The organism is Agrobacterium sp. A3-95, assembly GCF_053521785.1.
Map to the genome: position 1 here is coordinate 292,613 of NZ_JBNWDR010000008.1, position 21,085 is coordinate 313,697.

Sequence of the window (21,085 nt, forward strand, 5' to 3'; positions counted from 1 at the left end):
AGGGAAGGTCGGCATATGCCGGCCTTCTCTTTGATAGCCTCGGGGGCAGGTGAAAGTGCCGGTCATTGCAACAGCTGGATGGTCGATCCCCAAGACTGTGGCACACCGTTTTCCCGAAACGGGAAGTGGGCTTAGCCGATATGCTGCCGTATTCAACGGCGTCGAGATCAACTCCACCTTTTATCGCCACCACCGGCCAACGACGTTCGAGCGTTGGGCAAATTCGGTGCCCGATGACTTCCGCTTCGCCGTGAAGCTGCCGCGCGAGATCACGCATGAGCGCCGGTTGCGGGAAATCGGACAAGTCTTCAAGGCATTCGTTGGGGAACTTGCGGCGCTGGATGGCAAGCTTGGACCCTTATTGTGCCAGTTGCCACCCAATCTCATATTTGATGCCTCCGACGCGGAGGCCGCGTTTGATACTATGCGTCAGACCTTTCCCGGCATGCTGGTACTCGAACCGCGTCACACAAGTTGGGCTACGCATTCAGCGCAAGAGGTTCTGCAACGCTCTGCCATTGATCGTGCGCTGGCCGATCCTGCACCGGTCTGGCCGGCGAGTGATTTTTCCGAGCCGCCCAAATATGTCCGGCTGCACGGCGCTCCCCGGATTTATTATTCCGACTACAGCGCCGCCGAAATCCTCTCGTTTAAAAAACGCCTTTCCGCCGAATCCTGGTGCGTTTTCGACAATACCGCCTCCGGTGCCGCAATAAAGAACGCGCTGGCAATGCTCGATGATTGCGCAACCACTAAACGGTGCGCGGACTGAGCTCATGATTCAGCAGTTGGCAAAAGCGCATGAAGGCGTGACGCCTTAAAGCTGCCTTCGTGCGGTGCCGATCGCGATAACAGGGCCGGTTGCCTGACCAGTTGGTGAGCCACCGAAGGGTTCCACGCTGATCGCGAAGGTCGTGCCTTCCGAAATGTTGTTACGCATATCCGCCGGGATAATGAGATCGCCATTCGTTCCGGGCTGGAAGACACCGAGCGAACGGGTCTTGCCGCCATCCATCACAAGCCACAATTCCAGTGATTTCTCATCGGCCTTGCCGGTCGCAACCGGTATAATGTGCATCCTGCCGGTCTCTGCATCATAGGATGCAAGCAGGTTGACCTGACTGTCCGTTGTCGAAAGTTCTGCTACCAGCGGAGCTGTGCCCTGCCATTTTTCGGGAAATGCGGCGTAAACGATTGCTGCCACGGCAGCCGCGCTCGTGGCGACCGATATCCATCGCCAGAAGGATGCGGAACTCCACAGGCTGCCATTGGCGTTGCTGGTCTTGCTGCCGAACAGGCGTTCTTCAATGCGGGCGAGAATGGCCGCACTCGGCGCCTGTTCTTCGTAATCCACGTTGAAGTCTGAAAATTCGCTTTCCCAACGGTGGACCAGCTGCGCGAAGACCATGTCGTCCTGCATGCGCCGCTCGACCTCACGACGCTTTTCAAACGGCAGCACGCCGAGCACATATTCGCCAGCGAGGATTTCGTCGCGCGAATGCATGCCCTCGCTGTTTTCGCTCGTTGTCATCGCTGCATGCACTCTCTGAGTTTGAGAAGGCTTCGCCGCAACCAGGTTCTGACCGTGTTGAGTGGCACCCGCAATTCCTTGGCGAGTTCGATATAGCTCAGCCCTTCGATATAGGCCCGACGCACCGCCTGCGCATGAACGGTTTCAAGTTCCTGCATGCAATTGTCGATCCTGCGACCCTCATCGGCGAGAACGACCTGCTGCTCCGGATTGCGGATGCTGTCATCGGCAAGGTCATAGGCTTCGTCAATGTCGTCGCCCACGGGTTTGCGGGCCCTGATCGTATCGATCGCATGGTTTCGGGCGATTGCGGCGAGCCACGTCGACGGTGTGCCGGCGCTTGCTGCAAATGTGAGGGCTCGTTGCCAGATCTTGATATAGACTTCCTGAAGCGCTTCTTCGGCTTCGGTCCTGTCACGCAGGATTTTCAGGCAGATCGCATAAAGCTTCGGGCTGGTGGCTTGATAGAGGGAAACGAATGCCGAGCGATCGCCCATGCCGACGCGGTTTATGAGCGTTGCTATCTCTGTACCCTGCATTCGAACATCCCTTCTTGCGCCTCCTATATAGGGTTGTCCTTTGTGGGAAGGCAAGGCATGCGCGAAATGAAGTTCACGTCTTCCCGGCCAAAAATTGGCCGGGTGGAAGCAGGCGGCAGGGATGGTCGCTGTCATAACACACCTGCCGGATTTTGCAGTGGACCGACCAGCCGTACGGTGACGAGGTAACCGATGATGGCAGCGGCTGCGGAGACGAAGGTGCCCCACAGAAGATCTGCGATGGTCAATGTCGTGGACCAGCTTTTCAACGTTGCCTGATTGGTGAGATCATATGTGGCATAGGCCATGAAGCCGACGGCTGCACCATAAACCAATGCGGTCGTCCACTGGCCTGATATGAGGGCTGGACGAACCGCAAGAAAGGTCAGTCCGGCCGCGTAGATTAGATAAAAGATGATCGCCGGGGCCAGCCGGAAGTTCTCAGCCAGAAGATCGCCGATCGCCGGGCGATAAAGCCGCGACGCCATGGTGCTTAGCCAGATGAAGTCGATCACCAGAAAGGCGATGAGGGTGAAGAAGTAGGCTGAGATATAGGTCTTCATCGGTTTGTCCTTTCCAGAGTCTAGTTGATGCGGGCCCAGGTAATGCCTTTGCACAGGAGACCAGCGACAATGCAGCCCTTGGTGGTCATGCTGTTGCCATCAACCGTCACGGTTATCTTGTAGGATTTGTCGCGTTGCGGATCGAAGGCGGTGCCCGAATAGACGCCTGTTTCATCTGGCTTTATGGTCATGATCAGCCGGTCACCGGTCTTTTCCTCGGGCGTGCCCGGTTTGATCCAGGTATTGGTGGCGCATATATTGTCGCCACAGGGCGCGATCAGCACTTTCGCGTTGCCGTCGCCGCGCGCCCAGTTTCCGTCGATGTCGGCTGCTCCGGCACCAGAGGCCGCGAGCATCGGACCCAGGACGTATGCGATTATCAAGGGATTGATTTTCATCGTCTTTCTCCGCAGTTGTTGCCCCGCCTTATTTGTGCTCGATCGTGTAGAAGCCAACATTGATGGTCCCCTCGGTAAAGCCGGCTTCGCAGTAGCAAAGGTAATAATCCCAGAGCCGCCTGAAGCGGTCATCGAAACCCAGCAGCGAGATTGTCTGCCAGCGCGCATGGAAACGCTGCCGCCATTCCGCCAGCGTGCGGGCATAGGACTGGCCGAAAAGCTCGGTATCGGTGAGGCTGAGGCCCGCTCTGCCGATTGCTCTTTCAAGGGCTTCGTCAGATGGCAGGAAGCCGCCCGGAAAGATGTATTTCTGGATGAAGTCCGCATTTCGCCGGTAATTATCGAACCGGGCAGGTTCAATGGAGATGATTTGCAGCACCGCGCGCCCGCCGGGTTTCAGGCAGCGTTTCAGTGTTTCGAAATAGCTCGGCCAATAGGCCTCCCCGACCGCTTCGAACATCTCGACGGAAACGATGCGGTCGAACTTGCCTTCGACATCGCGGTAGTCCTCGAGCCTGAGATCGATATGCTCAGCCTTGTCGGTTTTCTCCGCTGCGGCCTTTGCCCAATTCAACTGGGATGGCGAAAGGGTGAGGCCGGTAACGTTGGCATCCGCCTGGGTCGCGAGGTGAATTGCAAGCGCCCCCCAGCCGCAGCCAATCTCCAATACGCTCTCACCGCCGCTCAATTGCAGCTTGTCGACGATGCGGTTGAGTTTTTTGAGTTGGGCCGCTTCAAGCGTTGGCGTCGTATCGTCGAAAATCGCCGACGAATAGAGCATCGAGGAATCGAGCCATTGCCGGTAGAATTCGTTGCCGAGATCGTAATGGGCCTCGATGTTACGGCGGCTGCCGCGCTTTGTATTGGCGTTCAGCCGGTGGCCAAGGCGATTGATGAGGCGCATGGGCAGGCTACCGCGCGTCGATCCCCCGAAAGCGTCGTTGTTCTGTGCCGCAAAACGGATCAGGGCGGTCAGATCCGGTGTGGACCAGTCGTCTTCGATGTAACCCTCGGCAAAACCGATGTCGCCATTGAGGATGAGCCGCCGTAGCGCGCGCCAGCGATGGAGAACAAGCGTCGCCTCTGTGCCCTCATGTTCCCCGGATTTCTCAATCACGCCGCCACCGGGCAGCATGACGCGCAGTCTGCCCTTGGAGACGTTGTTCAAGAGCTTGGCCATGAGCCAGCCTTCGGGACCGGTGCGTTGCCGCATCTGCGTGTTTTCCAGCGATAGTTCGTTGAGATTGTCAAACGGGGTCATGAAGTTTGGCCTCGATTTGCGATGGTGATGGGTGAATGAAGGAGACAGGGGCAGACGGTGGACGCGGTCGTTTTCTCAACCGCACACCCTTGAGCCATATTTTAAGTGCTTCCCAATGGATGCCCGCAACAACCTTGAGGGTAAGAAAGGGGATGGTGACAAACGCCTTCAGCAGCGCGCCATCGGTCAGCTCGACGCGCCGCGCCAGATGCCTTGCAGTCAGGACTGGCCCCTCGTCGTCAAATGTATCGATAACGATCTTCAGCTTGTCGCCGGGTGGAATGACCCGGAATACATAACGGAGATCCATGTCCATGAAGGGCGAGACATAGAAGGCCTTGTCGCAGCGCTGGACGATCTCGGCCGCACCCTCGGTCTCCACCGGGATAAGGTAGGAGTGCCGCTCGCCGAACGTGTTGTCGACTTCCCAGAGAATGGCTTTGAGAGACCCGTTCCGGCCGTGGCAGAAAAACACGCTGAGTGGATTGAAGGCCCAGCCGAGAAGGCGCGGCATGGTGAGCAGACGGATCGGACCACCATCGACGGTCATGCCTGCGGCCGTCATGGCGTTTTCGATCTGGTTGCGCAATTCCATCTTGCTCCCGTCGCCGCGGTCCCGGCGGTGAAAGGAAAACAGGTTGAAACGATCGACGGAGAACAGCCGCAGCTTACGGTCAAGCGCATCGAGTTCATCAAGGTCGAGAAGCAGCGAGTAAATGCGATAGGCGAGCCGGTGCGCTTTCGGCTTGAAGCGCGCATGCATGACATGTCCGGGAAAAAGGGCGGAGGAGAAATGAGACGTCATGGGATCGCCTCAACGAGTTTGATCGTTCTTTTCCGCGAAGCCAAATTCAGACGGACGATCCGGCCGCTATCATCGGTAACTTTCCAGGGCCTCGACAGGCCGCCCAGATCCTCGGCGACGGCAAGCCCCGCCTGAATGCCGTCTTCATGAAAACCCGAGCCAAAATAAGCGCCGCAGAACCAGGTGTTTCTCAAACCCTGCAAGGCCCAAAGTTCCTGCCTCATCTGCTCGGTGCCGGCATCGAAAACAGGATGGTGGTAGGTTTCCTCGGTGATGATTTTTCCCTTTTCCGGTTCGCGCGTCGGGTTCAGCGTTACGAAGGTGTCAGGGATTTCACCCAGAGGCTGAAGCTTGTTCATCCAGTAGGTGATGCTCGGCTGCCCCGTTTCAATGCGCGTATCGGCCACATAGTTCCAGCTTGACCAGGCGGTGCGCCTGCGGGGCATGAAACTGCTGTCCGTGTGCAGTACCGCCCTGTTTTTCGTATAGCCAAACGCGCCGAGAATGCGCCGTTCGGCTTGCGTCGCGTCCGTCAGCATCTCCAGCGCCTGATCTGCGTGTGTGGCAATCACCACATCGTCGAACCGTTCGAATTCGCCGTTAGTGTTGGCGATCTCGACCCCGTCCGCCAGGCGGTGGATGCGCGTCACAGGTGTCGAGAGCCGAATGCGATCGACGAATGGCGCAGTGAGTCGTTTCACATATTCCTGGCTGCCGCCGACAACGGTGCGCCAGACGGGCCGGTTGCGCAGCAACAGCAGGCCGTGATTGCTGCAGAACTTCACGAAATGTGCTGCCGGGTAACGGCCGACTTCCATGGCCGGGGTAGACCATATGGCTGCTGCCATCGGGTAAAGATGATCGTTGCGAAAGGCGTCGCCATAGTTGTTTTGCGAAAGATACTCATCGAGCGACATGTCGCCCATCATCGGCAGATCGCGCGGGGCATTGCGATAAAAGCGCAAGAGGTCGGCAAGCATTGCCCAGAAGCGCGGTCTGACGGCATTTCTCTTCTGCGCCAAAAGGCCAAAGCCAGAGCCGCCGGAATATTCGAAACCGCCATCATCTAGCGAAACGGCAAAGGACATGTCGGAGGCTGCGGTCGTCACTCCCAGCGTTTTGAAAAGTGCCGTCAGATTGGGATACGTCACCTCATTATAGACGATGAAACCCGTATCGACAGACACCACACCCTGTTCAGTTTTGAACGTCACGGTGTTGCTGTGGCCGCCAACGCGGTCCGCAGCCTCGAAAACCGTGACATCATGCCGTTTCGACAAAAGCCAGGCCGCAGACAGACCGGAAATGCCTGTTCCGATCACGGCGATGTTTCGCCGGCTGTCTTTTCTTTTGGCTTCGGTATCGAACATGGTTCCTCGCTATTGCATTCACAATTCATTTTTACGGCCTGCGACAGATACGAAGGAGCGGATCGATAAGTTTCAGCGGCGCGCAAATTTTTCAGAATTTTGTCAGGCGCTTGAAACTCTTTTGCCGTCTCGCCCGTAGTTGCCACTGGAAACTTGGTCTGAAGTCCTTCGAATACAGTGAGCGGAATGGTGATGATGTCTGTTGTGGTGGCCCTTGCCGTGCTGATGTCGCTTCTGATGGCGGCAGCCTGGGCGTTGCAGCGTTACACAGGCTCGAGTGGCTGGATCGACACCGTCTGGTCTGCGAGTGTCGGGCTCGGCGGAGTGGTTGCCGTCTTGTTTTCCGATGGTGATCTCTGGCGCCAGGGAGCGGTTCTCTTTCTCGTATTGGTGTGGTCGCTTCGGCTCGCGGGACACATCGGCATGCGGACGAGGGGAGGTGGCGAAGATCCACGTTACGCGAAGCTTATAGAAGAATGGGGCAGCAATGCCTCGTTGCGGCTTTTCGCTTTTCTCCAGATCCAGGCCGTTGCCGCCTTTGTGCTGGTTCTCGCCGTCTATCTTGCCGCCAGCAATCCTCTGCCATTTCCAAGCATTATCGATGTGATAGCGTTGATCATCGCGGCTGGTGCGCTTGTCGGCGAAGCGACCTCTGATGCACAGCTTTCACAGTTCAGAAAAACCCCAGAGGCCAAAACCGGCGTCTGCGAGACTGGTCTGTGGCGTTACTCGCGTCATCCCAACTACTTTTTCGAGTGGCTTTTCTGGTGCGGCTTTCCGTTGTTGGCCATCCATGCGCAGCCGTGGTCATGGCTGTCGCTTGCTGCGCCAGTCATGATGTACTGGCTGCTCGTCCACGTCTCCGGCATTCCCCCGCTCGAAGAACACATGCTGAAATCACGCGGAGAGAAATTCCGCGCCCTGCAAAAACGCGTCAACGCCTTCTTTCCGGGGCCACGCAAGAATGAGGACACGCCATGAACATGCTCGCATTCGCCATCAACGCTGCCGAACGCGCACCGCTGAGTGACAATATGACCCTTGCGGGCATCGACATGCTCTGCGCCCGTACCAAACGGCGACTTGCCGGCGTTCCGGCGGCGGAAGAAAACGCTTTTGTGTCTGATATGGCGAAATTTCCCGTCGCCACACACACCGACGAGGCGAACAGGCAGCACTACGAGGTGCCGGCTGAATTCTTTGCAATCGTCCTTGGCGCGCAAAGAAAATATTCCTGCTGCTTTTATCCCAATGCTCAGACAACGCTGGATGAGGCTGAAACATTGGCGCTGGAAGAGACCGTTTCCCATGCCCGATTACAGGACGGGATGAATATTCTCGAACTCGGCTGTGGTTGGGGTTCGCTCTCCCTTTATATGGCCGGTCGGTTTCCCAATGCGCGGATTACGTCCGTTTCGAACTCGGCTTCGCAGCGCGAATATATAATCGAACGTGCAAATGAGCGTGGCCTGTCGAACCTCTCGGTGGTGACGGCCGATATGAATGATTTCACCACTGACGAGCGTTTCGACCGTGTCGTATCGGTGGAAATGTTCGAGCACATGTCGAACTGGCAGGCATTGTTCGAGCGCGTCCGCTCGTGGCTGACGCTCGAGGGCAAGTTCTTCCTTCATGTCTTCAATCACCGTGATCGATCCTATCGTTTCGACCATGGCAACCGGGCAGACTGGATCGCGCAGCATTTCTTCACCGGCGGCATTATGCCTGCCTTCGATCTTCCTCACCGTTTCCCGGCGCAGTTCACCGTGGAACAGGAGTGGCGCTGGTCGGGATCACATTATCGCCGGACGGCCCTCGACTGGCTTGGAAATTTCGACCGGGAGATCGACCGTATCCGACCGATCCTGCAGAGGGTCTATGGCAACGATGCGCGCTTGTGGGAACGGCGTTGGAGACTGTTCTTCCTCGCGACGGCAGGTCTTTTCGGGCACGAAGACGGTAAGGTCTGGGGCGTTGGACACTACCTCATGGCGCGCGTCTAGATCGCTGCAAACACGCGCATGCGAACCCAATCCGGCGCCGCTTCGCCCTTCGTTGCAATGCGGCGAAGGTGTCTCCTCGGTTGGCGCAGGTCGCTGAGGCCGGCGAAGCGGGAAAAATGGATATGCGATTGATTGTGCATGATTTGATCGTGCAAAATTTGTGTATTTCATTCCTGTTTGCTTAACCCCGTTTTTTGAAATCTGCGAAGTTCGGCGACCTCGTCTAGCTTCCGTTCGGCTTTTGCATCAAGGAGCGGGCTCGCCCCGTAGTCCAAGCCAAGGGTCAGCATGCCATTTCAGAAAACAAAAGACCGAGAGGAATATTCGCAGCATCTTCTTCTCCTGTGTCGAGTTGCAGCCTGGATGGGCGTGGCGCTGGCGACTGGCTGGTTCGTGTTTTTCATTCTCACGGAAAGATGGGGCATTGCGCTCAGCCTCCTCATTCTGGGGGTTGCGATCGTGCCGTGCTGGCTGACTTGCCTGATGGGCCACTTTTCCCTCGGACTCATCCTGGCTCAGAGCGCCTGCATCCTGTTCGTCTGCTGGTATTCCGTCGCTATCGATGTCTCAGACGATACTATACCGAGGACGACGCATCTCTACCTGCTCGTCATCATCTTCGTCGGCTACATGAATTTTCAACGCCAGCGTTCCGCCGCCCAGTTTCTGGTCATCGCGGCAAGTCTCGCGGTCTTTGTTTATTTCTGCGCGTCGGCCGCGCGTTTTTCGTTCAGCACTCCCATGCCGCAGGATGTGCGCAGCATCAGCGCCTGGTTCAACAGCGTTTTCGCAGCGTTGATGCTGTGTGGCGGCGTCGCCGCCATGCAGGCGCAGTTTCGCAGTCATACAAAAAAAGCCCTGGAACTGCGCTCCGCGCTTTCGAATGGCCAGTTTGAACTTTTCTATCAGGCGCAGGTTCGCGCGGATGGCACGCTGCTTGGCGCAGAGGCGCTGTTGCGGTGGAACCACCCGAAACGGGGATACATCCCGCCAGCCGATTTCATCGCGCTTGCGCAGCAAACCGGTTTCATGCCGACAATCGGCGCTTGGGTCATTGCCGAAGCCTGCAAGACACTTGCGAGATGGCAGGAGAACCCGGCAACCCAGAATCTCACCTTGTCTATCAACATTACTGCCGATCATTTCGTCGACGCGGGATTTTCCGGGCAGCTTCTTGATGCCGCCTCGTATCAGGGCATCAAGCCACAGCTTCTAAAGCTGGAGCTGACCGAGAGCGTTTTCCTATTCGACATAGAAGCAGCGATCGCGAAAATGAAGCTCCTTGATCGTTCCGGCTTCACGATTTCACTCGACGATTTCGGCACTGGCTACTCCTCACTAAGCTACCTGCGGCAATTGCCGCTCAAACAGATCAAGATTGATCGCAGCTTCGTGACGGGGGTGACCGAAAGCGGGCGTATGGCGACAATCACGCGAAATATCGTCCAGATGGGGCACGACCTTTCACTGGAAGTTCTGGCCGAAGGCGTGGAGACCGAGGCGGAACTGCGGATGATGCTGTCCTACGGCTGCCGATTGTTTCAGGGCTATCTTTTTGCGAGGCCGACGAGCCTCGTCGAATTCGAGCAATATGCCGCCCGCCCATCGTCCTGACCGGACGTTTTGCGATAGGCTGAGGCATCAGGATCGAATTCAATGGCGTGCCTGCCGGCAGATCAGGCCGTTGAACAATGCACCATTCGTCGGATAGAGCTATCTTGCCTGTCAGGATCGCAATCGATCCACATCATTTCGTTGGTTCGCATGATCCCAGTTGCACTACCCTCCGTCGAAACGCTGCTTTTGCTTGCCTTCCTTCTTGCCACGACACTGGTCTGGGGTATCTGGACAGTGGTGTTGGTTGCACGATACGCAGGAGGCCGCTGGGCGCGCCCGATGATGCTGCCCTATGGTTTGGCCACCGCCATTGCGATTTTTACACTTTGGCAGTTCGGTAATTTTTATCACCAGATGCGTATCTATGACAGGGAAATGGCGTCTAGCTATCGCCCGGAGCTTGGGGAGCCGGTGCGCCTTGGCCAGATCGACATGCCCAAGGGCACGAAACTTGAACTGGCCGTGGCTGACACCAGGGAATCCTTCAACCGCGCGGTCTTCCCCCATCCCGTGCGGGTCGCGAATGTCGATGCCGTCGAGATCGCCCGCTATATCGCGATAAAAACCAACGGGAATTATGAGACCGTCGGCTTTGTTCCAGAGACGATGCGGGTGACGGGCAACGGCGTGACCCTGCAGAGCGGCTGGCGCTGCGATGCGACACAACCGGTGGAATTCGACCTGAAGGCTGACGGGGATGTATCCGCTTTCAGCCGATGTGTCCTTGCCGACGGGAATATCGTCGACGGCATTGTCTTGCCGAAAGGCACGTTTCTGCGTGCCTCCTCCGGCAATGTCTATATTGACGGTTTCATCGATTCCGACAGGTGGGTAATCGACACGCCCACGGGCCAAGCTATTCGCATTGATGATTTCGCTCTTGACGATGTCACGCTCGCCCTCGATGGAGAAAGAAAACTCTATGAAATCCGAAGCGCGGTTTTGTCGAAGGAAGCAACAGCGGGCGCGCTCCACTTCGCAGCCGGCAGTGGAATTCGCTTCAATCCCCGGCACTTCCGGACTGATTATCCCGGTGCATGGTTGGTAACACCATCTCCTGCGTCCACCGGTTCTGAACCGGTGTCGCATCGGTCAAGCGTGCTGAACAGAGGCGGGGAGCTTCTGACCACCTTTTCCGACTAGCGCATTGGTGGACCAGATACTCTGAACGATCTCGATGAAGGTCTCTCTTGCGATCAGGTGCCCGCGACCCCAGATATCGCGCATTATTGAAAGTGCGCATAAATGAACCCTGAGACCTACCTACCGATAAAGACCGACCGGCTGATCCTTCGTAAATTCCAGGCCGCTGATCTCGCATCATACGCCGATTACCACACGCGCGATGACGTCTACCGTTTCCTCTATGCCGCACCGCCTTCGGATGATGCGGTGAAAGCCCAATTCGCAGCGCTGCTCGAGGCTCCGTTCGAAGAGGACGGCCATACGTTGCGACTTGCCGTTACGCGCAGTGACGATGACACGTTGATCGGTGAAGTCCTGCTTAAAATCGCGAGCAAGGCGGCTTTGCAGGCGGAAGTCGGTTATGTCTTCAATCCTGATTTTTCAGGTAAGGGATATGCGACGGAAGCGGTCCGGGCCATGATAAGCCTCGGCTTCGAGACGCTCGGATATCACCGGATTTTCGCGCGGCTGGATGCCCTGAACCACGGATCGATCGGCGTTGTTGAACGCCTTGGCCTGCGGAAAGAAGCGCATTTGATCGAGAATGACCGGTTTGGCGGCACCTGGGGGGACGAATTCATCTATGCCACCCTGAAGAGGGAGTGGGCGTCTAGCCCGTGATCTTGCGCAGGTGATGATTATGTTGGGTTTGAAGGGAATTGTCGGTGTCTCAACTGGTCTTGATCCTCGGCGATCAATTAAGTCCCTCCTTATCTTCGCTGGATGGTGTCGACAAGACGCGCGACACGATCCTGCTTTGCGAGGTAATGGCGGAGGCTACCTATGTCGGCCATCACAAAAAGAAGATCGCCTTCATCTTTTCCGCCATGCGCCACTTCGCCGAGGAACTGCGTGGCGAAGGATACCGGGTTCGCTACACGCGGATTGATGATCGCGACAATGCGGGCTCCTTCTCCGGCGAGGTGCAGCGGGCGTTAAACGACCTGACCCCTTCCAGAATCTGCGTCACCGAGGCTGGAGAATGGCGCGTCAAGTCAGAGATCGAGCGCTTCGCCAGTGCCTTCAACATCGAGGTCGATATCCGCCCTGATCGGCGCTTTCTTGCCAGCCATGAGGAGTTCGAGCGCTGGGCGGCCGGGCGCAAAAGCCTGACGATGGAATATTTCTACCGGGAAATGCGTCGCAAGACTGGCCTGTTGATGAGTGGCGAAGAGCCGGTCGGTGGACGCTGGAATTTTGACTCGGAAAACCGCAGCCCCGCCAAGCCGGACCTGCTGAGGCCAAGACACCCTGTCTTCGCACCGGACAGGATAACAAGGGATGTCATCGACACCGTCGAGCGGCTGTTTCCCGACAATTTCGGCAAGCTTGAGAACTTTGGTTTCGCCGTCACCCGCGCCGATGCCGAGCGGGCGCTGAGTGCCTTCATAAACGATTTCCTGATGAATTTCGGCGCCACGCAGGATGCCATGCTGCAGGATGACCCGTATCTCAACCACTCGCTTCTGTCTTTTTACATCAATTGCGGGCTGCTGGATGCGCTGGAGGTCTGCAGGGCGGCGGAGCGCGCCTACTACGAGGGCGCGGCACCGCTCAATGCCGTCGAGGGTTTCATTCGCCAGATCATCGGCTGGCGGGAATATATGCGTGGCATCTACTGGTTTGCCGGACCGGACTATGTCGACAGCAATTTCTTCCAAAACGACAGGCCGCTGCCGGGCTTTTACTGGACGGGCAAAACCCACATGAACTGCATGGCGACCGTAATTACGGAAACCATCGAAAATGCCTATGCTCACCATATTCAGCGCCTGATGATCACGGGAAACTTTGCCCTTCTCGCCGGCATTGATCCGAAGGCCGTTCATCAATGGTATCTCGAGGTCTATGCGGATGCCTATGAATGGGTTGAGCTGCCGAATGTGATCGGCATGAGCCAGTTCGCCGATGGCGGGTTTCTCGGAACAAAGCCCTATGCCGCTAGTGGCAACTACATCAATCGCATGTCAGACTATTGCAGTAATTGCCGCTATGATCCCAAGGAGCGTCTCGGTGACAAGGCCTGTCCATTCAACGCGCTATACTGGGATTTTCTGGCCCGCAACCGTGAAAGGCTGAAATCCAACCATCGTCTGGCGCAGCCCTACGCCACATGGTCCCGGATGAGCGAAGACGTCCGCCATGATATCAGGGCAAAGGCAGCTCTGTTTTTGAACCGTCTGAGCTGACGCGGCTCTTTCTCTGTTTTGCCGACGGCGGGATACCCGATCAGAGCTGTCCTGCGCATATCTCAGTCATGACGCGGCTCGTAAACCCGGCTCCGCGTAGTACCGACAGAGCCGCGGGTCCATGCGGCAATAGCGCCAATGATGAGAGCGGCGAAGGCGAACTATCGGAAACGACGTGAAGCCTGCCTCGTTTCTCAGCTTACTTTAAACTATCACTTACCAGCCGTAGCTGAACGTCAGGCCGCTGCCGTTGTCTCCGTTCTGGTCCACGTTGGTTTCGGTGTTCCGCCCATACTGGAAAATGCCATAGGCATTGTTATTGCCGTTTTGCTGCAGCGTTGCGGAATGGCCGTTGCCCCGCTGCCGGATAAAGCCGAGATTGCCGCGACCGTTCTGGGCGATGCCTGCCGCATTTCCCCGGCCCAATTGCCGGATGTCTGCATCTTTCAGATCGCGATAAAGCGAGTAGGCGCGCAGCCCGGTTGAGAAAAGATCCCCGCTCCCCGAATTGCCGGGCGCGAGGTCAAAGGAAATGCGGCCACCGGCATGGGCGGGAGCCGTAAATCCGAGCGGCGCAAGGCCTCCAACAAGCAGAGTGACGGTGAGAAGTTTCAACACGTTGCGGGTCATTCTGATCTCCATTCTGTCAGTGCCCTTGCCGATGATCCACTCTCGCATCCTGCAACTGAACCCGAACGGAATTGCCCATTCACATGTCGTTCAGTCGCTGCAAGAGGATAAAAGAAAAGGGCGCTCAACCGGCGCCCTCTCTGGTGGAAATGTATGGTTTAGGTCAGCCTAGTCGCCGCCAACCTGCTTCGTGCAGCTGAAGCGCCTGCCATCGATTTCGAGATCCAGCACTGCCTTGTACTGCGCTCCCTTCGCGCCAAGCGTTACCGAACTCAGAAGTTGCGAACGCCCGGCAGCGGCATCAAAGCCGCCGCCCTGGTCGATGACGGAACTCCCGCTGCCTCCTGAATTTTCGACGTGAAAGGCATAGGTACCTCCAGCACCGGTGTTGCCCTTTGCGAAGGCCTCCAGCCTGACCATGCCTGCCTGTGGTGTTGCCTTGATCTCGCAAAGCTTGCCTTCGCTCAGGTCATTTGCGGTCGACATGGCTGCGATGGCGCCGAAGGGAAGCAGTGCAACGGCAAGGATAGCCGCCAGGCGGCGTGGATGTGTGACGCTATGGGGCATGGCTAGTCTCCTTGATGATCTGTTGACTTGATCTCGACCAGTTGCACGTCAAGGCCTGCGGCGGCTTACGGGCAGGCCTGCACGAAGGCCGCTACATTGTCATTGCCGCCCTGGTTGACATTGGCGCTGCACCCACGGCCAACCTGAACGCCGGCCGCGATGTTGCCGTTGCCGTCCTGGGTCAGGATGGTGGTGTGGTTGGAGCCGAACTGGCCGATGCCCGCCACGTTGCGGTTGCCGTTCTGATAGGTGGAGCCGTAATTGTCATGCCCCTCCTGACCCACAGCCGAAAGGTTGTGACGACCATATTGATGGCCGACGATCCGGTTATAGCCGCCGTTCTGGTAGGTGCGGATCCGGTTGCCGTAACCTTCCTGTGCACCACCGGCAGAGTTCGACCAGCCATATTGTTCGATGCGCACATCGTTGGCCATGGCGGGGGCCGTGGCGGTGAAGCCAACGAGAGCGGAGAGTGCAATTGCTACGAAAGACGTACGGATCATGACTGTCTCCTCAGGCGGATAAGACCGCGGTTGAACGTCTTTGTTGTAGACGGTCCCGTTGGAACGGAAGCTGAAGAGATTATTCAGTCGTGGTTCATTGGCGGGGTATGGTCCCAGCGTCGCAACAATGGTGACGAACATGATGACTAAAGTTTTCTTGGCAGGATGAAACCAAATTGGCTCGCCTTTCGTACATGGCTTGCGCCTTCAATGTTCAGGCGAAAAGGGAGACGAATCTGGGTCCGATGGAGCTTCAAAGCCGCGCTGGCCAGCCCGCAAATGCAGGGTCTGCTGCAAGAGATGATCTGACACGAGCAACCATAACCGTTGCCTGGGTCATCATCCTCAACAAGCCATTTTATCCGCTTTACGTGTGGTATCTGGTCGATGACGGAGCCATGGCATCGCTTGTCACCCTATTGTCGGTGCCATTCTTTCTCGCGATACCATTCCTGGCGAAAAAATCCCCGTTGGCCGCGCGCCTCGCTCTCCCTTTGGTGGGAACAATCGACACGCTGTTTGAAACCAAAATATTCGGCCATGCTTCTGGCACCGAATTTTTCTTCGCAGCCTGCATCATGCTTGCAGCCATGTCGTTCCGCGCAGACGAGAAGCTCTGGCAATATGCGACGGCAATCCTCGTCTTCATCGCTTTCTTTTTCTCGCGGACGTTTCTGGGCGCGCCGCTGCAATCCTGGTCGGCAGATGATCTTGCAACGCTTCTCAATCTGAATGCGTTCTCTGCCGCCAGCCTCATGGTCTTTATCGCCCTTAGATATGCCGGCATTTCACGGCGAACCGAAATCTGAACAAGAGCCGTGCCATCGACAGGAGGAGTTTATGCTTAGACATTGTAACCGCGTGATAGGTGCCCTGACATTTTCGCTGTTTGTGTTTGCCGGTTTTGCGGTTTCCGCAGCCCCCAAACCGGTTGCCGTGGGTCTCGATCATTACCGCGGTACCTGGCTTGAAATCGGCCGTACACCCATGTTGCTGACAGACGGATGTGTTGCAGGATATTCCACCTATCGGCAGGGAGCATCGGCAGATGAAGTGCTGATAGAAGATGGCTGTCGAGCGGGAAATCCGAATGGTCGCCTCAAGACGGTGAACGGCGTCGGTAAGATCGAGGATTTTGGATCAACCAATGCGAAGATGCGCGTTCGCTACCCTCTTTTCATCACATTCAATTATTGGGTTTTCTACAAATCGCCTGATAAGTCCTGGTTCATCAGCGCCAACCCGTCGACCGGCGATGTGTGGATCTACGCCCGCAACATCCCGTCCAAAACGAAGCTCAATAAAATGATCACGAAAGCACGTGAGCTTGGCTACGACGTCAGCAAGCTCGAGTTTCCGGTCCAGAAATAACAGCTGATGGAGCGCATGGATGATGCAGTCGCTTGAAAATGGCTACAGGGCGATCGTCTTGGGCGCATCCGGCGGCATTGGTGGAGCCCTGTTGTCGTACTTCGAGGCCGACCCTCGTTGCGCGTTCGCCTTGCCGCTCTCGCGAAGCGTCGATGGTCTCGACATAACGAACGAAACCACAGTGCGCGAAGTTGCCGCCCGTCTGGAGGCTCAGCGCGGCTCCTTCGACCTGATATTCAATGCAACCGGTGCCTTGACGGTCGATGGTGCCGGTCCTGAAAAGTCGATAAGGGCGATCGACGAAGTTCACATAGCGAGGCAGTTTGCGGTCAATGCCATAGGGCCCGCTTTGCTCCTCAAGTATTTCACCCCGCTTCTGCGCAGAGACAGGCGAAGCATTTTCGCCTCCCTGTCCGCGCGTGTTGGCTCGATTGGCGACAACAGATTGGGCGGATGGATCTCCTACAGGGCGTCCAAGGCCGCTCACAATCAGATCATTCGAACCGCAGCGATCGAAATCGCCCGCACAAACCCACAGGCCATCATCGTGGCGCTTCATCCCGGAACAGTTGAAACAGGCCTGTCCCAGCAATTTTCGAAGGGCAAAGACTTGTTCACCCCGCAGCAGTCTGCCACGCGGCTTATGGAAACAATCGATGGTCTCACACCGGCACAAACAGGGCAGTTTTTTGCCTATGACGGTTCAAGGATCGAATGGTGAGTGCCGGCATTCGTTGACGCCGGCGAGTTAGAAATGAGCGAATGATGGGCCATCATACCGCTGAAACTCTTTACTGGTTGTCTCGTGATTTGCTCACTCCCATAACGGAGTGTCCGGCTGAGGAGGCGCGCAATTAGCGTCGGGGCTATTGAACAAGAGTAATTTACGATGCAAAGGCGCCCTTGTTGGAACGACCAAATAAGGTTTTGTTGAAAAGAAGCGCGACGCTCGCAATCCCGAATCGACCTTGCTCCTCCAGCTGCTACGACCTTAATTCCCAACTGCTCTTAGGCAACATATCAAGCCGACTTACCTAATGCCCCAAGTACCGGGCTCGAGGTCTTATTAGCTTGCCATCGAGCTTTTGCTCCAGAGCATGCGCGACCCAGCCCACAGTTCGAGCAATCGCGAAAAGGGCCAGAGCTGAACCGCGGGGAAGATTTAAGCTACGGCGCAGGCTGACAAGAGCGACATCACAGGTCGGTAATTGTCCGGCGGTCTCGTTCATGACTTGCAACAGTTCGTCCCGCAGTGCCCTAGGCGGCAGATGTGGAAGCAAACCGCTCGCTCTTGGATCCCCCTCCGGATAAAGCGGATGGTGAAAGCCAGGAATTGTTTCACCTCGCCGGAGACGTTGATCGATCACTCGCTCAGCATCCCCATACTGCTCCAACTCATCGAAAAGCAATTCGACAAGGCTGGTCATTCCACCGTGCAAGGGCCCACTCAGGGCGGACAGTCCGGCGTTCAGACAAGCACCGAGGGACGCGCCTGTGGACGCAACGACGCGTACGGCAAATGTCGAGGCATTGAGTTCATGGTCGGCCTGCAGAACGAGGGCGCGACGGATAAGATCTGCGCCTATACTGTCCGTCTGCCAGGCATCAGCAAGAAACAGGTGAACTGGCTGCTTGTCCGGCTGACGTGAGGCGCAGGCGGCAGCTGTGGCTCGCAACATGTTAGCGGCGCCAGGCCATAGACGGCGATTGTCGCGCTGCCAGGCGGTGAGGCGCCCAGCTTCAACCAAAGGAAGGAGCGTCTGACACCGCTCCGTGAGCGGCAGCTCCCGGGCGTGGTCGAGGACAGCGTGTGGCCATGGCGATGGAGCGGCCTTTATGTCAGCGAAAGGATCATCGTTGCCGCAATCCCAGAGTAGTCGCGCAATGTCCTCGAGACATGCATCCTGTGAAAGTGTTAGGGCGTCTCGGCCACGATAGCGCAACTGGCCTTCGGCGATCTCGGTAATTGAGGATTCCAGCACTGGCAGTCCCCAGTCCAGTGCGGTCGCCGCCACCTGTTTCGGCCGCCGACCAACGGCCTTTCTTTTCTTCAACGCTTCAATGTCATGTGCGCTGTAGCGCCTGCGACGGGGGTCATCCGGCGAGCCGCTGGTGCGGATCAGTCCACGGCTCACATATGCATAAAGTGTTGCCCGGCTTATGCCCAATTCGGAAGCGGCGTGAGCGGCTGTCATGAATTTGTCAGAATGGTGCATGGCGTTCTCATATTGATTATATGAATCAAGATTGACGATATATATACGCTGCAGCATCTTCAAGGCCATTCGCATTTAACTGAGGAGAATGACAGTGTCCGCAATACCCGCTTTCGTTGGGCGCATTCCGGCTTCCGGCCTTGATGAAGTCGTCGCCGCCGAAACCATCCTCAGTCACGTGGATGGGCAGGAGGGTGAACTGATCATTAGCGGACATCACCTGGCGGAACTTGCCGACTGGTCTTTCGAACAGATGCTGGAACTCCTCTGGGCCGGGCAGACCCCGGAGGTGATGACTATGCAGAGCATTCGATTTAAACTGGGAGCGGCACGGCAGCGCGCGTTCGGCCTCATGGAACCCTTGCTTCCCGTCCTGCCCAATCTTTCCTCTGTCGAGGCGTTGCGCCTTCTGCTGTCTTCTTTGCCGGACGAGGAAAGCACTTCGCATCACGTGATGGCTGTTGCGGCCGTTCCGGTCTTTGTCGCGGCCATCGTCCGAAGCAGGCAGGGTTTTGTCGCGATAGCGCCCGATGCCATGCTCTCCTTCTCAGCCGACTTCCTACGCATGATATCCGGCGCTCAGGCATCGCCAGATAAGGTGCGAGCGCTTGACGCATACTTGACCACGGTTGCCGATCATGGATTGAATGCTTCCACCTTCAGCGCGCGGGTTATTGCCTCGACGGGGGCGGGGCTTTTTTCATCTGTGGTTGGGGCGCTTTGCGCCTTGAAGGGGCCTCTCCACGGCGGGGCGCCGGGTCCAGTGCTCGATATGCTTGACGCGATTGGATCAGAAGCAAACATAAGTCCCTGGCTGCGAGCTGCATTGGCCCGGGGCGAGCGCTTGATGGGCTTCGGCCACAGGATCTACCGCGTGCGAGATCCGCGTGCAGACGTGTTAAAAGGGGCTGTGTCGGCTCTCGCGGACGGCTCCGATCGTATTTCCTTTGCGGGGAAGGTGGAGGAGGAGGCGCTGGCCCTTCTAAAGGAAAAGAAGCCCCTGCGCCCACTGCAGACAAATGTAGAATTCTATACGGCGCTTTTACTGGAGGCCGTTGGTTTCCCTCGCGACAGTTTTACGAATGTGTTTGCAGCAGGACGAATGGCGGGCTGGACAGCCCACGTGCTGGAACAGGAGCGCACCGGACGGCTCATCCGGCCACAATCCCGCTACATCGGCCCTCAACCGAGATGAGATCATTGTGTCGGTGTGATGCGTGTTAAGACTAATACAAACGTCGCCGATTGGCAGTTTGAGTCCATAATGTCATCGAAATTGCGTCGGCCCACCCTTACCAAGCAAATTGAATGCCAGACGTTTGGTTTGTCGTTTCACTGAGCGATCTCTGGCGCTCCTGCCAGATCGCATCGGCGACAATTCTGCTTATGTCTCTCTCGCCACGGCACAGGTGCTTAGACGTGATGACCCAAGCCATCATTTTTACGTCTTCCGGATAATCGCTCTGATCAACTGGCATTGCGCTAGGTCCATTTCTCTTGGGTTGACTAAGCAAAAGTTGCATTGCGCAGACCTGTTGTCACCCAGGCTCAAGGTGCAGTTCCAAAATGTAGAGACGCCCGACGCTTGAAAGCGCCGGAGCCTCCAGTTTCGGCCTGGTTCAGGATGCGCATACGAGGTTGCCTTACTCTCGCTGACGATCGACGAAAAGCATTTTTCCAAAATCGCTCAAAATCGATTGCCTCAGCGCATTTCTTATGTCCTGTTCGAATTCGTCGGGTGATCCTTGTTGAGTACTTACGTAACTGAGTCCTGATGTAGAGGCTGCATGGATGAAGCTGCTGAACGCGACTTCATCATTCACCAAGCCTTTAAGCGCTTTCGTGCAGGATACTACGGCCTCTTTGTACGATTTATCGCGAGAGCCTGGCCACTGATCAAGGAGATAGGATGCCGCACCACGTGTCGATGAGATGCGGGTGTATATCCGCTTCTGGCCGCCAAGCTCGATCTTAACCGTACTGTACCACCTTCCAGGTTCCATCTGCGATCTCCAAGCAAACAAAGATTATATTACTTTGTTGTCCTTGCGCGAGGCTTGTTCAAATCGGCTGAACATAATGGATCAGGAAATATTACGCGTCGCGATTATTCTTATGTTTGATTGCAGTGGTGGCCCCGCCTTACCGTAAGCCCACGGTGAAGGCCGTCTTGCGATGACGGCCTTCTGACTGCCAGTCCTAGTGGTAACACCAGGAGTAGTCATATGACGAAGCATCCAATTGAGGTGATCACCTCCGTAGAGCGCCGTCGGCGCTGGTCACGCGAAGATAAAGAGCGGCTCGTCGCTGCGTGCTTTGAGCCAGACGCGGTCATCT

Annotated in this window: 23 protein-coding genes; 11 read left to right on the plus strand and 12 right to left on the minus strand. The window is 56.7% G+C overall.

Features of this window, described 5'->3' with window-relative positions:
• Positions 1 to 55: 55 nt before the first annotated feature.
• Positions 56 to 772: a DUF72 domain-containing protein gene (locus ACQZ5Y_RS20835; RefSeq protein ID WP_174051200.1), complete on the plus strand. Its 717-nt coding sequence runs from the start codon at positions 56 to 58 to the stop codon at positions 770 to 772.
• A 45-nt stretch (positions 773 to 817) separates the two neighbouring features.
• Here ACQZ5Y_RS20835 and ACQZ5Y_RS20840 read toward each other — a convergent pair whose 3' ends face one another.
• The 7 genes from ACQZ5Y_RS20840 to ACQZ5Y_RS20870 all read right to left on the minus strand — a co-directional run bounded on the left by ACQZ5Y_RS20840 (position 818) and on the right by ACQZ5Y_RS20870 (position 6,467).
• Positions 818 to 1,531: an anti-sigma factor gene (locus tag ACQZ5Y_RS20840; RefSeq protein WP_174051177.1), complete on the minus strand. Its 714-nt coding sequence runs from the start codon at positions 1,529 to 1,531 to the stop codon at positions 818 to 820.
• Positions 1,528 to 2,070, minus strand: coding sequence for a sigma-70 family RNA polymerase sigma factor (locus tag ACQZ5Y_RS20845; protein ID WP_004431393.1), 543 nt, complete (start codon positions 2,068 to 2,070; stop codon positions 1,528 to 1,530). Before ACQZ5Y_RS20845 ends, ACQZ5Y_RS20840 begins: the two co-directional genes overlap by 4 nt.
• Positions 2,071 to 2,201: 131 nt before the next feature.
• On the minus strand, positions 2,202 to 2,633 hold the full coding sequence (locus tag ACQZ5Y_RS20850; RefSeq protein ID WP_025594888.1) for a DUF2177 family protein: 432 nt from the start codon (positions 2,631 to 2,633) through the stop codon (positions 2,202 to 2,204).
• Between the two features lie 20 nt (positions 2,634 to 2,653).
• Positions 2,654 to 3,031, minus strand: a complete 378-nt coding sequence (locus ACQZ5Y_RS20855) for a DUF2147 domain-containing protein (protein WP_174051179.1) — start codon at positions 3,029 to 3,031, stop codon at positions 2,654 to 2,656.
• Between the two features lie 28 nt (positions 3,032 to 3,059).
• Positions 3,060 to 4,292 carry an SAM-dependent methyltransferase gene (locus ACQZ5Y_RS20860; RefSeq protein WP_004431399.1) on the minus strand — a complete coding sequence of 411 codons (1,233 nt, stop codon included), beginning with the start codon at positions 4,290 to 4,292 and terminating at the stop codon, positions 3,060 to 3,062.
• On the minus strand, positions 4,279 to 5,097 hold the full coding sequence (locus ACQZ5Y_RS20865) for a DUF1365 domain-containing protein (protein ID WP_112161209.1): 819 nt from the start codon (positions 5,095 to 5,097) through the stop codon (positions 4,279 to 4,281). Before ACQZ5Y_RS20865 ends, ACQZ5Y_RS20860 begins: the two co-directional genes overlap by 14 nt.
• Positions 5,094 to 6,467 carry an NAD(P)/FAD-dependent oxidoreductase gene (locus ACQZ5Y_RS20870; RefSeq protein WP_112496256.1) on the minus strand — a complete coding sequence of 458 codons (1,374 nt, stop codon included), beginning with the start codon at positions 6,465 to 6,467 and terminating at the stop codon, positions 5,094 to 5,096. The genes ACQZ5Y_RS20865 and ACQZ5Y_RS20870 overlap by 4 nt, the downstream gene beginning before the upstream one ends.
• Positions 6,468 to 6,659: 192 nt before the next feature.
• Here ACQZ5Y_RS20870 and ACQZ5Y_RS20875 point away from each other — a divergent pair, with 192 nt between their 5' ends.
• The 6 genes from ACQZ5Y_RS20875 to phrB all read left to right on the plus strand — a co-directional run bounded on the left by ACQZ5Y_RS20875 (position 6,660) and on the right by phrB (position 13,461).
• Complete coding sequence (locus ACQZ5Y_RS20875; protein ID WP_174051181.1) at positions 6,660 to 7,448, plus strand: DUF1295 domain-containing protein; 789 nt, start codon at positions 6,660 to 6,662, stop codon at positions 7,446 to 7,448.
• On the plus strand, positions 7,445 to 8,470 hold the full coding sequence (locus ACQZ5Y_RS20880) for an SAM-dependent methyltransferase (RefSeq protein WP_065660341.1): 1,026 nt from the start codon (positions 7,445 to 7,447) through the stop codon (positions 8,468 to 8,470). The genes ACQZ5Y_RS20875 and ACQZ5Y_RS20880 overlap by 4 nt, the downstream gene beginning before the upstream one ends.
• Positions 8,471 to 8,758: 288 nt before the next feature.
• On the plus strand, positions 8,759 to 10,084 hold the full coding sequence (locus ACQZ5Y_RS20885; RefSeq protein WP_174051183.1) for a putative bifunctional diguanylate cyclase/phosphodiesterase: 1,326 nt from the start codon (positions 8,759 to 8,761) through the stop codon (positions 10,082 to 10,084).
• A gap of 150 nt (positions 10,085 to 10,234) precedes the next feature.
• Positions 10,235 to 11,230, plus strand: a complete 996-nt coding sequence (locus ACQZ5Y_RS20890) for a hypothetical protein (RefSeq protein WP_174051184.1) — start codon at positions 10,235 to 10,237, stop codon at positions 11,228 to 11,230.
• Positions 11,231 to 11,332: 102 nt separating this feature from the next.
• Complete coding sequence (locus ACQZ5Y_RS20895) at positions 11,333 to 11,893, plus strand: GNAT family N-acetyltransferase (RefSeq protein WP_174051185.1); 561 nt, start codon at positions 11,333 to 11,335, stop codon at positions 11,891 to 11,893.
• A 44-nt stretch (positions 11,894 to 11,937) separates the two neighbouring features.
• Entirely contained in the window at positions 11,938 to 13,461 is a 1,524-nt protein-coding gene (gene phrB / locus ACQZ5Y_RS20900; RefSeq protein WP_336509983.1) for a (6-4)DNA photolyase, read from the plus strand.
• Positions 13,462 to 13,677: 216 nt separating this feature from the next.
• Here phrB and ACQZ5Y_RS20905 read toward each other — a convergent pair whose 3' ends face one another.
• From ACQZ5Y_RS20905 to ACQZ5Y_RS20915, 3 genes are all read right to left on the minus strand, one after another.
• Positions 13,678 to 14,091, minus strand: coding sequence for a curlin (locus ACQZ5Y_RS20905; RefSeq protein ID WP_174051186.1), 414 nt, complete (start codon positions 14,089 to 14,091; stop codon positions 13,678 to 13,680).
• A gap of 168 nt (positions 14,092 to 14,259) precedes the next feature.
• Positions 14,260 to 14,658 carry a curli-like amyloid fiber formation chaperone CsgH gene (csgH, locus tag ACQZ5Y_RS20910; RefSeq protein ID WP_174051187.1) on the minus strand — a complete coding sequence of 133 codons (399 nt, stop codon included), beginning with the start codon at positions 14,656 to 14,658 and terminating at the stop codon, positions 14,260 to 14,262.
• A 65-nt stretch (positions 14,659 to 14,723) separates the two neighbouring features.
• Positions 14,724 to 15,161, minus strand: a complete 438-nt coding sequence (locus ACQZ5Y_RS20915) for a curlin (RefSeq protein WP_111804058.1) — start codon at positions 15,159 to 15,161, stop codon at positions 14,724 to 14,726.
• A gap of 245 nt (positions 15,162 to 15,406) precedes the next feature.
• Between ACQZ5Y_RS20915 and ACQZ5Y_RS20920 the strand changes: the two genes are divergently transcribed.
• From ACQZ5Y_RS20920 to ACQZ5Y_RS20930, 3 genes are read left to right on the plus strand one after another with little or no spacing between them, the layout of a single operon-like run.
• Positions 15,407 to 15,970, plus strand: a complete 564-nt coding sequence (locus tag ACQZ5Y_RS20920) for a hypothetical protein (RefSeq protein WP_174051203.1) — start codon at positions 15,407 to 15,409, stop codon at positions 15,968 to 15,970.
• Positions 15,971 to 16,001: 31 nt separating this feature from the next.
• Positions 16,002 to 16,532, plus strand: coding sequence for a lipocalin family protein (locus ACQZ5Y_RS20925; protein ID WP_174051188.1), 531 nt, complete (start codon positions 16,002 to 16,004; stop codon positions 16,530 to 16,532).
• Positions 16,533 to 16,551: 19 nt separating this feature from the next.
• Positions 16,552 to 17,253, plus strand: coding sequence for an SDR family NAD(P)-dependent oxidoreductase (locus ACQZ5Y_RS20930; protein WP_174051189.1), 702 nt, complete (start codon positions 16,552 to 16,554; stop codon positions 17,251 to 17,253).
• A 313-nt stretch (positions 17,254 to 17,566) separates the two neighbouring features.
• Here the strand turns inward: ACQZ5Y_RS20930 and ACQZ5Y_RS20935 are convergent, their stop codons facing one another.
• Positions 17,567 to 18,817 (minus strand): citrate synthase family protein, encoded by a 1,251-nt coding sequence (locus ACQZ5Y_RS20935; protein WP_236759171.1) that lies wholly within the window; start codon positions 18,815 to 18,817, stop codon positions 17,567 to 17,569.
• Positions 18,818 to 18,836: 19 nt separating this feature from the next.
• Between ACQZ5Y_RS20935 and ACQZ5Y_RS20940 the strand changes: the two genes are divergently transcribed.
• A complete protein-coding gene (locus tag ACQZ5Y_RS20940; RefSeq protein ID WP_174051190.1) occupies positions 18,837 to 19,943 on the plus strand; it encodes a citrate synthase/methylcitrate synthase in 1,107 nt (368 codons plus the stop codon).
• Between the two features lie 448 nt (positions 19,944 to 20,391).
• Here ACQZ5Y_RS20940 and ACQZ5Y_RS20945 read toward each other — a convergent pair whose 3' ends face one another.
• Positions 20,392 to 20,751 (minus strand): DUF982 domain-containing protein, encoded by a 360-nt coding sequence (locus ACQZ5Y_RS20945; RefSeq protein ID WP_065660350.1) that lies wholly within the window; start codon positions 20,749 to 20,751, stop codon positions 20,392 to 20,394.
• Positions 20,752 to 21,085: the final 334 nt, after the last annotated feature.

Bases quoted from the DNA above. Each gene is read 5' to 3' on its own strand.
- ACQZ5Y_RS20855 (WP_174051179.1), bottom strand. From the start codon at position 3,031: ATGAAAATCAATCCCTTGATAATCGCATACGTCCTGGGTCCGATGCTC.
- ACQZ5Y_RS20860 (WP_004431399.1), bottom strand. From the start codon at position 4,292: ATGACCCCGTTTGACAATCTCAACGAACTATCGCTGGAAAACACGCAG.
- ACQZ5Y_RS20895 (WP_174051185.1), top strand. From the start codon at position 11,333: ATGAACCCTGAGACCTACCTACCGATAAAGACCGACCGGCTGATCCTT.
- ACQZ5Y_RS20850 (WP_025594888.1), bottom strand. From the start codon at position 2,633: ATGAAGACCTATATCTCAGCCTACTTCTTCACCCTCATCGCCTTTCTG.
- csgH (WP_174051187.1), bottom strand. From the start codon at position 14,658: ATGCCCCATAGCGTCACACATCCACGCCGCCTGGCGGCTATCCTTGCC.
- ACQZ5Y_RS20870 (WP_112496256.1), bottom strand. From the start codon at position 6,467: ATGTTCGATACCGAAGCCAAAAGAAAAGACAGCCGGCGAAACATCGCC.
- ACQZ5Y_RS20890 (WP_174051184.1), top strand. From the start codon at position 10,235: ATGATCCCAGTTGCACTACCCTCCGTCGAAACGCTGCTTTTGCTTGCC.
- ACQZ5Y_RS20930 (WP_174051189.1), top strand. From the start codon at position 16,552: ATGATGCAGTCGCTTGAAAATGGCTACAGGGCGATCGTCTTGGGCGCA.
- ACQZ5Y_RS20845 (WP_004431393.1), bottom strand. From the start codon at position 2,070: ATGCAGGGTACAGAGATAGCAACGCTCATAAACCGCGTCGGCATGGGC.
- ACQZ5Y_RS20940 (WP_174051190.1), top strand. From the start codon at position 18,837: ATGACAGTGTCCGCAATACCCGCTTTCGTTGGGCGCATTCCGGCTTCC.
- ACQZ5Y_RS20865 (WP_112161209.1), bottom strand. From the start codon at position 5,097: ATGACGTCTCATTTCTCCTCCGCCCTTTTTCCCGGACATGTCATGCAT.
- ACQZ5Y_RS20945 (WP_065660350.1), bottom strand. From the start codon at position 20,751: ATGGAACCTGGAAGGTGGTACAGTACGGTTAAGATCGAGCTTGGCGGC.
- ACQZ5Y_RS20885 (WP_174051183.1), top strand. From the start codon at position 8,759: ATGCCATTTCAGAAAACAAAAGACCGAGAGGAATATTCGCAGCATCTT.
- ACQZ5Y_RS20925 (WP_174051188.1), top strand. From the start codon at position 16,002: ATGCTTAGACATTGTAACCGCGTGATAGGTGCCCTGACATTTTCGCTG.
- ACQZ5Y_RS20915 (WP_111804058.1), bottom strand. From the start codon at position 15,161: ATGATCCGTACGTCTTTCGTAGCAATTGCACTCTCCGCTCTCGTTGGC.
- ACQZ5Y_RS20935 (WP_236759171.1), bottom strand. From the start codon at position 18,817: ATGGCCTTGAAGATGCTGCAGCGTATATATATCGTCAATCTTGATTCA.
- ACQZ5Y_RS20880 (WP_065660341.1), top strand. From the start codon at position 7,445: ATGAACATGCTCGCATTCGCCATCAACGCTGCCGAACGCGCACCGCTG.
- ACQZ5Y_RS20840 (WP_174051177.1), bottom strand. From the start codon at position 1,531: ATGACAACGAGCGAAAACAGCGAGGGCATGCATTCGCGCGACGAAATC.
- ACQZ5Y_RS20875 (WP_174051181.1), top strand. From the start codon at position 6,660: ATGATGTCTGTTGTGGTGGCCCTTGCCGTGCTGATGTCGCTTCTGATG.
- ACQZ5Y_RS20905 (WP_174051186.1), bottom strand. From the start codon at position 14,091: ATGACCCGCAACGTGTTGAAACTTCTCACCGTCACTCTGCTTGTTGGA.
- ACQZ5Y_RS20920 (WP_174051203.1), top strand. From the start codon at position 15,407: ATGGAGCTTCAAAGCCGCGCTGGCCAGCCCGCAAATGCAGGGTCTGCT.